Genomic DNA, 13,480 nt, shown 5'->3' with positions numbered 1-13,480 from the left:
CGTACCAACAGAGACCTGGACCACACCTCGTGGCTACTGTGCGGTCACGGCTCCCGGCGTACCGTGGTGCCACAAGGGATTTCGCGACTCGAGCAAGCCTCGAATCACACTCCGTGTGGGCAAGCTCACCATTGGGGACGGGTCGTACGGCCGTGTCGGTAGTCCCTAAACTCAGCTTGTTTCAAGGAGGGAGCCATCGTGCGCAAGGTGCTCATCGCCAACCGTGGCGAAATCGCTGTCCGTGTTGCTCGGGCCTGCCGGGACGCGGGTATCGGGAGTGTGGCCGTCTACGCCGACCCCGACCGCGACGCTCTGCACGTCCGCGCGGCCGACGAGGCATTCGCCCTGGGCGGTGACACCCCGGCCGCCAGCTATCTGGACATGGCCAAGGTGCTCCAGGCCGCCAAGGACTCCGGGGCGGACGCGATCCACCCGGGCTACGGCTTCCTCTCGGAGAACGCCGAGTTCGCCCAGGCCGTGCTGGACGCCGGTCTGACCTGGATCGGCCCGCCGCCGCACGCCATCCGGGACCTCGGTGACAAGGTCGCCGCCCGGCACATCGCCCAGCGCGCCGGCGCCCCGCTGGTGGCCGGCACCCCGGACCCGGTCTCGGGCTCCGACGAGGTCGTCGACTTCGCCCGGGAAAACGGGCTGCCGATCGCCATCAAGGCCGCCTTCGGCGGTGGCGGGCGCGGACTGAAGGTCGCGCGCACGCTGGAGGAGATCCCGGAGCTGTACGACTCCGCGGTCCGCGAGGCCGTCGCCGCCTTCGGCCGCGGGGAGTGCTTCGTGGAGCGCTACCTCGACAAGCCCCGGCACGTGGAGACCCAGTGCCTGGCCGACACCCACGGCAACGTGGTCGTCGTCTCCACCCGTGACTGCTCGCTCCAGCGCCGCCACCAGAAGCTCGTCGAGGAGGCCCCGGCCCCCTTCCTCTCCGACGAGCAGAACGCGGAGCTGTACGCGGCCTCCAAGGCGATCCTGAAGGAGGCCGGCTACGTCGGCGCCGGCACGGTCGAGTTCCTGGTGGGCCTGGACGGCACGATCTCCTTCCTGGAGGTCAACACCCGTCTCCAGGTCGAGCACCCGGTGACCGAGGAGGTCTCCGGCATCGACCTCGTCCGCGAGATGTTCCGGATCGCGGACGGCGAGGAGCTGGGCTACGACGACCCCGCCACGCGCGGCCACTCGTTCGAGTTCCGGATCAACGGCGAGGACCCGGGCCGCAACTTCCTGCCGGCCCCGGGCACCGTCACCCGCTTCGCCCCGCCGACCGGTCCGGGCGTCCGCCTGGACGCGGGCGTCGAGTCCGGTTCGGTCATCGGCCCGGCCTGGGACTCCCTGCTCGCCAAGCTGATCGTGACCGGTGCGACGCGTGAGCAGGCGCTCCAGCGCGCCGCCCGCGCGCTCGCCGAGTTCCACGTCGAGGGCATGGCCACCGCGATCCCGTTCCACCGCGCGGTCGTGGTCGACCCGGCGTTCACCGCCGACCCGTTCCGCGTCCACACCCGCTGGATCGAGACGGAATTCGTCAACGAGATCAAGCCGTTCGCCGCGCCCGCCGAGGCCGAGGCGGACGACGAGGCGGGCCGCGAGACGGTCGTCGTCGAGGTCGGCGGCAAGCGCCTGGAGGTCTCGCTGCCCTCCTCGCTGGGCATGAGCCTCGCCCGTACGGGCCTCGCGGCGGGCGCCAAGCCCAAGCGCCGCGCGGCGAAGAAGTCCGGTTCGGCGGTCTCCGGCGACACCCTCGCCTCCCCGATGCAGGGCACCATCGTGAAGGTCGCCGTCGAGGAGGGCCAGGAGGTCCAGGAGGGCGATCTGATCGTCGTCCTGGAGGCCATGAAGATGGAGCAGCCGATCAACGCCCACCGGGCCGGCACGGTCAAGGGCCTGGCCGCCGAGGTCGGCAGCTCGGTCTCCTCCGGCGCGGTCCTCTGCGAGATCAAGGACTGATCCGCCGTACGCTCCACCGGCGCCCCGCCCATGTCACCGGACACGGACGGGGCGCCGGTCGTCGTCCGGGGGGATCGCTCCGCCCGCGCGGTGGCATCCTGGACCCCGGTGCGGACACTGGGAGGACTGCGCAATGGCGATCAGCACGGCACGGACACCGGCCCGCGCGCCGCAGCGGCCCATGCGCGCCGACGCGCGGCGCAACTACGACCGGCTGCTGACCGAGGCCCGCGCCGCCTTCGCCGAGCACGGTACGGACGCGTCCCTGGAGGACGTCGCGCGCCGGGCCGGAGTGGGCATCGGCACGCTGTACCGGCACTTCCCGACCCGGCACGCGCTGATGAGCGCGGTCTTCCAGGAGGCGGTGGCCGCCCTGATCGACCGCTCCCGCGAGCTGGCGGCTGCCGAGCGCCCGTGCGCCGCGCTGGTGGAGTGGCTGGGCGCGATCATCACTCATGCGGGTGAGTACCGGGGGCTGGCCCAGGCACTCATCTCGACCTGCCGGGACGAGAATTCGGCGCTGTCCCGGTGCAATGTGCCGTTGCGCGAGGCGGGCGCGGTGCTGCTGTCCCGGGCGCAGGACGCGGGCTCGGTCCGCGCCGACGTCTCCATCGACGATCTGATGCAGCTGACCAACGCGATCGCGCTCGCCGCCGAGCAGTCGCCGGACGATCCGGCGCTGGCCGAACGGCTCCTGACGCTCACTCTGCTCGGCCTGCGGACGGCCCCCTGAGCCAGGGGGCAACGATCAGCGGCGGCGGAGGTCGGCGACTCTGGACCGTTCGCCCTGGCCGCCCTGGTCGGCCAGGACCGATCCGCCGCGCAGCTGCTGGGCGTGGGTGCGGCGCTGTCCCGGCAGGGGCATCTCGCGGCGCGAGGAGCGTCCCGACGGCAGCGGGTCGGTGGTGGGGGCGGCCCCGCCGGGTCCGGCGACCGCGATCTGTACGCCCTGGTCGGCGAGGGCCTGGAGCTCCGCGGCCGAGCGGTCGTCGTGGGCGGCCGGTTCGTCCGTGACCAGACGGGTGATGAGGTCCGTCGGCACGGTCTGGAACATGGTGTCGGAGCCGAGCTTGGTGTGGTCGGCGAGGACCACCACCTCGGCGGCGGCCTGCACCAGCGCCCGGTCCACGCTCGCGGAGAGCATGTTGGACGTGGAGAGTCCGCGTTCGGCGGTGAGGCCGCTCCCGGAGAGGAAGGCGCGGGAGACCCGCAGCCCCTGGAGGGACTGTTCGGCCCCGCTGCCCACGAGGGCGTAGTTGGAACCGCGCAGGGTGCCCCCGGTCATGACCACTTCGACCCGGTTGGCATGGGCCAGGGCCTGGGCGACCAGCAGCGAGTTGGTGACCACGGTCAGACCGGGGACCCGCGCGAGCCGGCGGGCCAGCTCCTGCGTGGTCGTACCGGCGCCGACGACGATGGCCTCGCCCTCTTCGACGAGGCCGGCCGCCAGATCGGCGATGGCCGTTTTCTCCGCGGTGGCGAGATGGGATTTCTGCGGAAAGCCGGACTCCCGCGTGAAACCGCCCGGCAAGACCGCACCGCCGTGCCGGCGGTCGAGGAGTCCTTCTGCCTCCAGCGCCCGCACGTCCCGCCGTACGGTCACTTCGGAGGTCTGGACGACGCGGGCGAGCTCACGGAGCGATACCGCCCCGTTGGCGCGCACCATTTCGAGGATCAACTGACGACGTTCTGCAGCGAACACAAAACTGACAGTAACGTGACCGCCCGAGCGTTTTCAGGTGTTTGCGGCGAATAGCAGAAGTTGCGCATGCCGAGGGTCACCAAGTGGTATAGGCGACCCTGTTGTTGTTCCGTACTGACCGAACGTCGGTCAGGGGACCCGCCCGAGCGGTCGGAAGCCGTCGCGGAGCGGCGGACTTCCGACGTCCGGTGCCGGTTACGCCTCGCCCGCGCTCTTCCGGGTGTGCAACTGGCGGGCCACTTCCGCGATCGAACCCGACAGCGACGGATAGACCGTGAAGGCGTTCGCGATCTGTTCGACGGTCAGATTGTTGTCGACCGCGATCGAGATGGGGTGGATCAGTTCGCTGGCGCGCGGGGCGACGACACAGCCGCCGACCACGATCCCGGTGCCGGGGCGGCAGAAGATCTTGACGAAGCCGTCGCGGATGCCCTGCATCTTGGCGCGCGGGTTGCGCAGCAGCGGCAGCTTCACGACCCGGGCGTCGATCTTGCCCGCGTCGACGTCGGCCTGGGTGTAGCCGACGGTGGCGATCTCCGGGTCGGTGAAGACGTTGGAGGACACCGTCTTCAGGTTCAGCGGGGCGACCGCGTCCCCGAGGAAGTGGTACATCGCGATGCGGCCCTGCATGGCGGCGACCGAGGCCAGCGCGAAGACGCCCGTGACGTCACCGGCGGCGTAGACGCCCGGCGCGCTGGTGCGCGAGACCTTGTCGGTCCAGATGTGCCCGGAGTCCTTCAGCCGGACCCCGGCCTCCTCCAGGCCCATGCCCGCGCTGTTCGGGATGGCGCCGACCGCCATCAGGCAGTGCGATCCGGTGATGACCCGGCCGTCGGCGAGGGTCACCTCGACCCGGTCGCCGACCCGTTTGGCGGACTGGGCGCGGGAGCGGGCCATGACGTTCATGCCGCGGCGGCGGAAGACGTCCTCCAGGACGGCGGCGGCGTCCGGGTCCTCGCCCGGCAGCACGCGGTCGCGGGAGGAGACGAGGGTGACCCGGGAGCCGAGGGCCTGGTAGGCGCCGGCGAACTCGGCACCGGTGACACCGGAGCCGACCACGATCAGCTCGTCGGGCAGCACGTCGAGGTCGTAGACCTGGGTCCAGTTCAGGATGCGCTCGCCGTCGGGCTGCGCGTCCGGGATCTCCCGGGGGTGACCGCCGGTGGCGATCAGCACGGCGTCGGCGGTGAGGGTCTCCTCGGTGCCGTCGGCCGCGGTGACCACGACCTTGCGGGAGCCGTCGGCGGCCTGGAGCCCCTCCAGCCGGCCGCGCCCGCGCATCACCCGGGCGCCGGCCCGGGTGACCGAGGCGGTGATGTCGTGGGACTGGGCCAGCGCGAGGCGCTTGACCCGTCGGTTGACCTTGCCGAGGTCGACGCCGACCACCCGGGCGGCCTGCTCGCTCGGGGTGTCGTCGGCGACGATGATGCCCAGCTCCTCGTACGAGGAGTCGAAGGTGGTCATCACCTCCGCCGTCGCGATCAGGGTCTTCGAGGGCACGCAGTCGGTGAGCACGGACGCGCCGCCGAGGCCGTCGCAGTCGACGACGGTCACCTCCGCGCCGAGCTGGGCGCCCACCAGCGCCGCCTCGTACCCGCCGGGTCCGCCGCCGATGATCACGATCCGGGTCACGAAAGTCCGCCTCGCGTTTCTCGTCCCGCGGCCGCCTGCTGCCCCGGCCGGGGGTCCGGGGGATCGCCCCGGGGGAATGCAGTACGTACTTCATTGTCCCGCACGCGCCAAGGTGCTTCGCCCCGGGGCCCTCCATACGTGCGCGCGGCGGCCGGGGACCGGGAAGCGGGAACCGGGAGGACCGGGTGACGCGCCTCCCCCGGCCGGGGGCAACCTTCCGGTAATCGACGCTCCCGCCGTCCCCTCCCGTACCCTCGATCCCATGTCGCTCTACGCCGCGTACGCCGGCAACCTCGACGCGCGGCTGATGACGCGCCGCGCCCCGCACTCCCCGCTGCGCGGCACCGGCTGGCTGAACGGCTGGCGGCTGACCTTCGGCGGCGAGCAGATGGGCTGGGAGGGCGCGCTGGCCACGGTGGTCGAGGCGCCGCGCTCGCAGGTCTTCGTGGCCCTCTACGACCTGGCCGCCATGGACGAGGACTCCATGGACCGCTGGGAGGGTGTCGGCCTGGACATCTACCGGCGGATGCGGGTGCGGGTGCACACCCTGGACGGCGAGGAGCCGGCCTGGATCTATGTGCTGAACGGCTACGAGGGCGGTCTGCCCTCCGCGCGGTACCTCGGCGAGATCGCGGACGCGGCCGAGTCCGCGGGCGCGCCGCACGATTATGTGATGGAGCTGCGCAAGCGCCCCTGCTGACCCCCGGACCCCCGCGCTGAACTGCCGTTTCGCGGCCGTACGCGGAGCCGACTGTGGGAACACACGAACGAACACGCCCAGACTCTGTCCGGGAGCATCTACGCGCGTAGGGAATCAGCGGTTACGCTCGTCCGCGTGAACGCATCAGTTATTCCGGACCACATCCAGGGCGACCCGTACTCCGCCGCCGCCGACGCCGCCGCCCGCCTGCGCGAGCTGACCGGCGCCGAGACCCACGACGTCGCCCTCGTGATGGGCTCGGGCTGGGCGCCGGCCGGGGAGGCGCTCGGCGTTCCGGAGGCCGAGTTCCCGGTGACCGAGCTGCCGGGCTTCCCCGCCCCCGCCGTCGCCGGCCACGGCGGCACGATCCGCTCGTACCGGATCGGCGAGAAGCGCGCCCTGGTCTTCCTGGGCCGTACGCACTACTACGAGGGCCGGGGCGTCGCCGCCGTGGCGCACGGGGTGCGGACCGCGGTGGCCGCGGGCTGCCGGACCGTCGTCCTGACGAACGGCTGCGGGGGACTGCGCGAGGGCATGCGCCCGGGACAGCCGGTCCTGATCAGCGACCACATCAACCTCACGGCGGCGTCGCCGATCATCGGCGCCAACTTCGTCGATCTGACCGACCTGTACTCGCCCCGGCTGCGGGCGCTGTGCAAGGAGGTCGACGCGACCCTGGAGGAGGGCGTCTACGTCCAGTTCCCCGGGCCGCACTACGAGACGCCCGCCGAGATCAACATGGTCCGGGTGATGGGCGGCGACCTGGTCGGCATGTCCACGGTGCTGGAGGCCATCGCGGCGCGCGAGGCGGGCGCGGAGGTGCTGGGCATCTCCCTGGTGACGAACCTCGCGGCGGGGCTGAGCGGGGAGCCGCTCAACCACGAGGAGGTCCTCCAGGCGGGCCGCGACTCGGCGACCCGGATGGGCTCGCTGCTGGCCCGGGTCCTGGACCGGATCTGACCCGGCCCGCGCACCTCCCACCCCAGCCACACCCCGGAAGGCGGACGACCGTGACGACGCAGGACCTCATCGCGCGGGCCAGGACCTGGCTCGCCGAGGACCCGGACCCCGAGACCCGCGAGGAGCTGGCGAAGCTCATCGACGCGGAGGACCTGGACGAGCTGGGCGACCGCTTCTCCGGCACGCTCCAGTTCGGCACCGCCGGGCTCCGGGGCGAGATCGGCGCCGGGCCGATGCGGATGAACCGCTCGGTCGTCATCCGGGCGGCGGCCGGCCTCGCCGCGTATCTGAAGGACCGGGGGCAGGGCGGCGGACTCGTCGTCATCGGCTACGACGCCCGCTACAAGTCCGCCGACTTCGCCCGGGACACCGCCGCCGTGATGACCGGCGCCGGGCTGCGGGCCGCGGTGCTCCCCCGCCCGCTGCCGACGCCCGTCCTCGCGTACGCGATCAGGCATCTGGGCGCCGTCGCCGGGGTCGAGGTCACCGCCAGCCACAACCCGCCGCGCGACAACGGCTACAAGGTCTACCTCGGCGACGGCTCGCAGATCGTGCCGCCCGCCGACGGCGAGATCGCCGCCGCCATCGCCGCGGTCGGCCCGCTGGAGACCGTGCCCCGGCCCGGCAGCGGCTGGGAGACCCTGGGCGAATCGGTGCTGGAGGCCTATCTGGCACGTACGGACGCGGTGCTCGCGGCCGGCTCGCCGCGCACCGCGCGCGTCGTGTACACGGCGATGCACGGGGTCGGTACGTCGGTGCTCACCGCCGCCTTCGACCGGGCCGGCTTCCCCGCCCCGGTCCTGGTGGCCGAGCAGGCCGAGCCCGATCCGGCGTTCCCCACCGTGGCCTTCCCCAACCCGGAGGAGCCCGGCGCGATGGACCTCGCGTTCGCCACCGCGCGCCGCACGGACCCCGACCTCGTCATCGCCAACGACCCGGACGCCGACCGCTGCGCCGTCGCCGTCCCGGACCCGGCGGCGGAGGGCGGATGGCGGATGCTGCGCGGCGACGAGGTCGGCGCGCTGCTCGCCGCCCATCTGGTCGACCGCGGCGTCACCGGGGTGTTCGCCGAGTCGATCGTGTCCTCGTCCCTGCTCGGCCGGATCGCCGGGAAGGCGGGCCTCGGGTACGAGGAGACGTTGACCGGCTTCAAGTGGATCGCGCGCGTGGACGGACTGCGGTACGGCTACGAGGAGGCGCTGGGCTACTGCGTCGACCCCGAGGGCGTGCGCGACAAGGACGGCATCACGGCGGCCCTGCTCGTCGCCGAACTCGCCTCGGTGCTCAAGGAGCGCGGCCGCACCCTGCTCGGCCTGCTGGACGATCTGGCCGTGGAGCACGGGCTGCACGCCACCGACCAGCTGTCGGTGCGTGTAGAGGACCTGTCCGTCATCGCCGGTGCGATGCGCCGGCTGCGCGAGTCCCCGCCGGCCGCGCTCGCGGGCCTGCCCGTCGTCTCGGCCGAGGACCTGGCGCGCGGCTCGGAGCAGCTGCCGCCCACGGACGGGCTGCGCTACCGCCTCGACGGCGCCCGGGTGATCGTCCGCCCGAGCGGCACCGAGCCCAAGCTCAAGTGCTACCTGGAGGTCGTGGTGCCGGTCGCCTCGGCCGACGGGCTGCCCGAGGCCCGCGCCCGGGGTGCGGAGCTGCTGGCGGGCATCCGGCGGGACCTGGCCGCCGCCGCCGGCATCTGATCCCCGGGGACGGGACACCGGCCCACGCACGCGTCCGGTGCGTGGAGCCGGCGTCCGGGCCCGCGCGGGAACGGCCCGCGGGCCGGGGTGCCGCGCCCCCTCACCCGAAGCGGCCGTTGACGTAGTCGGCGGTCCGGCTGTCCTGGGGGCGGTGGAACATGTCGTCGGTCGGGCCGTGTTCGACGACGACGCCGGGGGTGCCCTGTTCGGCGAGGAAGAACGCGCAGTGGTCGGAGACGCGCGCCGCCTGCTGCATGTTGTGCGTGACGATGACGATGGTGACCTCCTCCCTGAGGTCGGCGATGGTCTCCTCGATGCGCCGGGTGGAGGTGGGGTCGAGCGCCGAGCAGGGTTCGTCCATCAGCAGCACCCGGGGGCGCACCGCCAGCGACCGGGCGATGCACAGGCGTTGCTGCTGTCCCCCGGAGAGCGCCCCGCCGGGCTGGCGGAGCCGGTCCTTGACCTCGCGCCACAGCCCCGCCTTGGTCAGGCACTCCTCGACCAGGTCGTCCTTGCCGCCCCTGGCCGCCTTGATGCCGTTGAGCTTCAGTCCGGCGAGGACGTTGTCGTACAGGGACATCGCGGGGAACGGGTTGGGCTTCTGGAAGACCATGCCGATCTCGCGGCGGGCCCGGGTGATGCGGCGGCCCCGGTCGTAGATGTCGTCGCCGTCCAGCAGCACCCGGCCGGCGAGGGAGGCGGAGCCGATCAGCTCGTGCATCCGGTTGAGGATGCGCAGGAACGTCGACTTGCCGCAGCCGGACGGGCCGATGAGCGCGGTGACCTCGCGGGCGGGCATGGCGAGCGAGACGCGGTCCAGGACCTTGTGGTCCCCGAACCACGCCGAGACCGCCTCGGCCTCCAGGGTGGCGGGGGCGGCGGTGACGGTGCGGGGAACGGCGGGCGGCCGGACCGTTTCGATGGTCATGCGGTTCATCAACTCCTGGCGGTTCAGAGCAGGTTGGGAAGCAGTCGGGTGACGGCGCCGGAGACGGCGAGGCCGAGGGCGATCAGGACGGGACCGGCGGAGATCCAGGTCTGCCAGACGCCCCAGACCCGGTGCAGCCAGACGGCGAGGAGCGCGGCGACCAGCAGGGCCTGCGACCAGAGGAAGACCGCGAGCCAGGCACCGCTCTCCCCGCCGAGCGCCTCCTCGGCGGGCCCGGTCCAGCCGAGCCGGACGGAGCGGGGCGGGCTGGGCTGTACGGGCGTGGTCAGTTCGGCGTCGACGTACAGCACACCGGCGGGGGTGTACGGGCTGCCGGAGGCGGTGACGAGCGTGAGCCGGCCGCGGGCCCCGGCGGGGGCGGGGAGCCGGTCCCCGGACCGCCGCACGCCCAGGGTCCGGTACACGGCCTTGCCCTGGCCCGTCGTCACCTCGACGACGGCGCCCGCGCGGAGCGTGCCGAGGGCGTGGAAGGGGCTGCCGTAGCCCCACTGCCGGCCCATCACGACGCTGGTGCCGGCCTGGCCGGGCAGCGGGGTGTCCCGGCGGTGGCCGGGCCCGGACATCAGGATGCCGGAGGTGGTGCCCTCGCCGACGACCTCGCGGAGCCCCAGTGCGGGGATGCGCAGCAGGGCGACGGGCGCACCCGGGGCGAGGAGCCTGCCGTCGAAGGTGCGCTGGCCGACCGGGGCGGTGCCGAGGGCGAGTTGCCGGCGCAGCTCGTCGTAGGCGGTCCGCTGGTCGCGGGCGTGCTGGAGGTGGCCGACCACCGTGAGGTTGGCGGCGAAGCCGAGGAGTACGGCGGCGAGTACGCACAGCGCCGCTCCGGCCAGGGCGAGGCCGGGGCGGGCGGGCGGTGCGGACGGGGCGCCGGGGTCCGTCGCGGCCGGGTCCGGCGGGGGTGGGGCGGGGGTCACCGGTGGGGGCGGCGGAGTCAGCACGGTGGTCACGGCGGGGGCCTTTCGTTCGGATCGGGCCGGATCAGAACCGGAGCAGGCCCTTGCGGCGGGCGTGCGTCACGAACGCCGTGCCGAGCCCGCAGAGCGCGAGGGCCGCGGCTCCGAGCGCCAGGGCGCTCGTACCGGTGGAGGCGAGCGGCCCGGTGGCGCTCTCGCCGCCGCCGGCCGGTCCACCGGTGTCGGCGGCCCCGGAGTCGCCGTCGTCGGCCCCGGCCGTGGTCCCGCCGTCGTCGGCGGTGGCGGAGGGGCCGGCGCCGGGGTCGGTGCCGGGGGCGTCGCCGACGCTGTACAGGAACTCGACGCTGTGCCCGTCCGCCTTGTCCTCGGTGAGGCTGAGCGTGTACGAGCCGGCCGCGCTGTCGTCCGGGACGGTGAACGCGTAGGCGGTGACGGTTCCTTGGGCGTCGGCGGTGGTGTCGGGGAAGGTGGCGTCGCTGTCGGCGAGGACGGCCTTCACCTTGGCGTTCCCGGTGTAGCCGCGCGCGGTGAGGAGGACCTTCTGCCCCGGGGTGAGCGTCGGGTCGACGTCCAGCGCCGTGCCGTCGGCGTCGGTGGCGTCGAGGTCGGCGGACGCGGTCGGGGTGGGGCCGGGGGTGTCGCTCGGGTCCGGCGAGGGCGAGGAGCCGGCCGCGGTGACGGTGTAGGCGGTCGCGGTGGAGGCCGATGCGGCGTACGCGGCGGTGTCGGCCGGGGCGAAGGACGCGGTGAGGGTGTGGGCGCCCCGGGCGAGCGCGGTCGTCCTCAGCGTCGCGGTGCCGGAGGCGGTGTCCGCGGTGCCGAGCGGGGTGGCCCCGTCCAGGAAGGTGACCCTGCCGGCCGCCGTGGCGGGCGTGACGGCCGCGGTCAGGGTGATCTCGGCGCCGGCGGGTGCGGGGGCGGCCGGGGCGGCGGTGAGGGCGGTGGTGGTCGCGACGGGGGCGGGCGCCTCCAGGGTCCAGGAGTCACCGGCGACCTCGGCCTTCGCGGCGAAGTACGACCCGCCCACATTGGCCGCGGTGCGGCACATCAGGCGGATGTCGTACGTGCCGTCGAGGGATCCGGTCGGGATCCAGCCGCGCAGCAGCGACTCCAGCGACTTGCCGGCGAGGATGTCGGCGCTGAAGGGCCCCTGGTCGAAGGGGGCGCCGACCGTCGTCCTGCCCAGCGTGACCGTGCCCCCGGTCGGCTTGGCGAGGACGAGGGACACCTGCTGCGCGTTGGCGGACGGGCAGGGTCCGTCCGTCGTGACCCGGGGGAACGTCGGGTTGTCGGCGATCCTGCCCGAGGTGACCGGGAGGGTCAGCTTTCCCAGCGTGTCCACGGCACGCGCGGACGGCGCGAGCCCGAGGACGGCCGCGGCGGCGGCGAGCAGGAGCGAGCAGCACAGCAGCAGGGCGGTGGGTGTTCTCGGTGGTGCGAGGTGCCTCATGATGATCGGTCCCCCCATGGGATGCGGTGGATGCGGTGGTGGTGGCGGATACGCCGGGGGGCCGGGCACCCGTGGGGTGCCCGGCCGTCGCGCGCTTACGGGGTGGTGGTCAGCTCTCGCCCTTGAGGCTCGTGTCGCCGCAGTGGGCGAGGGTGCCGAAGCCGTAGGTGTTGATCACCGCGGACTGCGAGCAGACCTTGGACGTGGCGCCGACGAAGGCGGCGGCGATGGTCGGGTCGGTGAGCTCGGCGGTCGGGACGACGTTGTAGACGTCACGGTTGAAGGGGAAGGCGGTGTTGAGCGTGCCGTCGGCCAGCTGGGGGGCGACCCCGTTGACCGAACCGAGCACGGCGGAGCCGCGCCGGTCGGCGACGCCGTCGATCTCGTTGCCCTGGGCGATGTACTGGGCGATGGAGTACGGGGCGATGTCGCCCGCGCTGTCCAGCGCCTCGCCGTTGTGCTCCTGGACCGTGTCGTCGACGCAGGGGCCGAAGGTGCTCTCGGTCAGGCCGAGCTGGGCCAGGAAGTAGGAGCGGGTGCCGGAGCCCGGCTGGGGCAGCAGCGGGGTGAGCGCCACACCGTTGAGCGTGGTGGTGTCGCAGGTGTAGATGGAGACGAGCTGCGCCGCGGTGAGCGCGGTGGGCAGGGCGCTGTCGGCGCGGACGGCGAAGGTGACCGCGTCCTTGCCGAAGGGGATCCAGGTCAGATCGGTGGACGAGGAGTCCGCCACGCCGCGCGAGGAGCGCGCGAAGTCCAGGCATCCGGTGTTGTTGTCGACGGCGTTGCGCAGCGCGTTGATGCCGGCCGAGGAGCCGTTGGGCCGGGCGATCTGGCACCCGGTGGCACGGGTCTTGACCGGCGAAGGTCCGGTGGCGTCGTAGGAGGCGATCAGCGTGCCGCTGTCGATCGCCGTGCCCAGGCCGTTCAGGACGTCCTGCGTGGTGTCGGAGCCGGCGCCGGCGAGAACCCGGTAGTCGCCGGTGGCCGGGTCCGCCGAGGCGGGGACGGCCAGGAGGCCGAGGGCGAGGGCCGCGGCACCGACGACGGCACCGATGCGTGCGCGGGACTTGACGTTCACTTCTGTTCTCCTCCGTGCTTACGGATATGAGGAATGGAAGGAATGGACGTTCAAGACGTACGAACAGGTTTCAGAATTCTGCAGAATTCGAATCCCTTTGCCGCCGACCCGTCGGCCGGCCATCGATCACCTTTCCGTATCCGGATATCGGCGGCCACCAACGGCGACGGTTGATCAGGTTACGAATTCCTGTACGGGGTGACTCCTGGGGAACTCAGCCGGTCCGCACGGATTTCCGTACCGAAAGGCGCAGCAGCACCGGTCCGGAAAGGGCCGCCGCACCGCCCGCGACCAGGGCGCCGAGCAGGACCCAGCGGATGATTCCGAGGACCGTGGAAGGAGTGAGCCCGCCGGAGTGGGCGGCGTTCTGCCGCGCGGCTCCCTCGGGGCCGGCCGTCGTGGCGCCGGGCCCCGCCGCGTCGGGACGGCCGGCGGGACGGCCGCCGCC

12 protein-coding genes are annotated in these 13,480 nt (G+C 73.2%); 5 read left to right on the top strand and 7 right to left on the bottom strand.

Annotated features, from left to right (window positions below; translation table 11 throughout):
* Positions 1-198: 198 nt before the first annotated feature.
* Both ACFVDM_RS34775 and ACFVDM_RS34770 read left to right on the top strand, forming a co-directional pair.
* Positions 199-1,953, top strand: a complete 1,755-nt coding sequence (locus ACFVDM_RS34775) for an acetyl/propionyl/methylcrotonyl-CoA carboxylase subunit alpha (RefSeq protein WP_383650175.1) — start codon at positions 199-201, stop codon at positions 1,951-1,953.
* Between the two features lie 133 nt (positions 1,954-2,086).
* Positions 2,087-2,686, top strand: coding sequence for a TetR/AcrR family transcriptional regulator (locus ACFVDM_RS34770; protein WP_383650172.1), 600 nt, complete (start codon positions 2,087-2,089; stop codon positions 2,684-2,686).
* Positions 2,687-2,701: 15 nt separating this feature from the next.
* On the opposite strand, the gene ACFVDM_RS34765 is transcribed toward ACFVDM_RS34770, so the two are convergent.
* Positions 2,702-3,655, bottom strand: a complete 954-nt coding sequence (locus tag ACFVDM_RS34765; protein WP_383650169.1) for a DeoR/GlpR family DNA-binding transcription regulator — start codon at positions 3,653-3,655, stop codon at positions 2,702-2,704.
* A 195-nt stretch (positions 3,656-3,850) separates the two neighbouring features.
* Positions 3,851-5,287, bottom strand: coding sequence for an NAD(P)H-quinone dehydrogenase (locus ACFVDM_RS34760; protein WP_383650167.1), 1,437 nt, complete (start codon positions 5,285-5,287; stop codon positions 3,851-3,853).
* A 262-nt stretch (positions 5,288-5,549) separates the two neighbouring features.
* Between ACFVDM_RS34760 and ACFVDM_RS34755 the strand changes: the two genes are divergently transcribed.
* From ACFVDM_RS34755 to ACFVDM_RS34745, 3 genes are all read left to right on the top strand, one after another.
* A complete protein-coding gene (locus ACFVDM_RS34755; protein WP_383650164.1) occupies positions 5,550-5,987 on the top strand; it encodes a gamma-glutamylcyclotransferase in 438 nt (145 codons plus the stop codon).
* A gap of 135 nt (positions 5,988-6,122) precedes the next feature.
* Positions 6,123-6,947 (top strand): purine-nucleoside phosphorylase, encoded by an 825-nt coding sequence (locus tag ACFVDM_RS34750; protein WP_383650162.1) that lies wholly within the window; start codon positions 6,123-6,125, stop codon positions 6,945-6,947.
* Positions 6,948-6,997: 50 nt separating this feature from the next.
* Positions 6,998-8,641: a phospho-sugar mutase gene (locus ACFVDM_RS34745; RefSeq protein WP_383650161.1), complete on the top strand. Its 1,644-nt coding sequence runs from the start codon at positions 6,998-7,000 to the stop codon at positions 8,639-8,641.
* A 100-nt stretch (positions 8,642-8,741) separates the two neighbouring features.
* Here the strand turns inward: ACFVDM_RS34745 and ACFVDM_RS34740 are convergent, their stop codons facing one another.
* The 5 genes from ACFVDM_RS34740 to ACFVDM_RS34720 all read right to left on the bottom strand — a co-directional run.
* Positions 8,742-9,569 carry a phosphate ABC transporter ATP-binding protein gene (locus tag ACFVDM_RS34740; protein WP_383650159.1) on the bottom strand — a complete coding sequence of 276 codons (828 nt, stop codon included), beginning with the start codon at positions 9,567-9,569 and terminating at the stop codon, positions 8,742-8,744.
* Positions 9,570-9,592: 23 nt separating this feature from the next.
* Positions 9,593-10,537, bottom strand: coding sequence for a sortase (locus ACFVDM_RS34735; RefSeq protein WP_383650157.1), 945 nt, complete (start codon positions 10,535-10,537; stop codon positions 9,593-9,595).
* 31 nt (positions 10,538-10,568) lie between these two features.
* Complete coding sequence (locus ACFVDM_RS34730; protein WP_383650155.1) at positions 10,569-11,954, bottom strand: Ig-like domain-containing protein; 1,386 nt, start codon at positions 11,952-11,954, stop codon at positions 10,569-10,571.
* A 109-nt stretch (positions 11,955-12,063) separates the two neighbouring features.
* Positions 12,064-13,032 (bottom strand): hypothetical protein, encoded by a 969-nt coding sequence (locus ACFVDM_RS34725; RefSeq protein ID WP_383650153.1) that lies wholly within the window; start codon positions 13,030-13,032, stop codon positions 12,064-12,066.
* A 214-nt stretch (positions 13,033-13,246) separates the two neighbouring features.
* The coding region (locus ACFVDM_RS34720; RefSeq protein WP_383650151.1) for a hypothetical protein at positions 13,247-13,480 on the bottom strand (234 nt) is incomplete at its 5' end.

The sequence above is a fragment of the Streptomyces sp. NPDC057682 genome (assembly GCF_042799575.1).
In the GTDB taxonomy this organism is placed as follows: domain Bacteria; phylum Actinomycetota; class Actinomycetes; order Streptomycetales; family Streptomycetaceae; genus Streptomyces.
This window is presented reverse-complemented; position numbering and strand designations above follow the sequence as displayed.

Excerpts from the sequence above, each read along its gene's own strand:
- ACFVDM_RS34770 (WP_383650172.1), top strand. The coding sequence starts at position 2,087 with ATGGCGATCAGCACGGCACGGACACCGGCCCGCGCGCCGCAGCGGCCC.
- ACFVDM_RS34755 (WP_383650164.1), top strand. The coding sequence starts at position 5,550 with ATGTCGCTCTACGCCGCGTACGCCGGCAACCTCGACGCGCGGCTGATG.
- ACFVDM_RS34740 (WP_383650159.1), bottom strand. The coding sequence starts at position 9,569 with ATGACCATCGAAACGGTCCGGCCGCCCGCCGTTCCCCGCACCGTCACC.
- ACFVDM_RS34730 (WP_383650155.1), bottom strand. The coding sequence starts at position 11,954 with ATGAGGCACCTCGCACCACCGAGAACACCCACCGCCCTGCTGCTGTGC.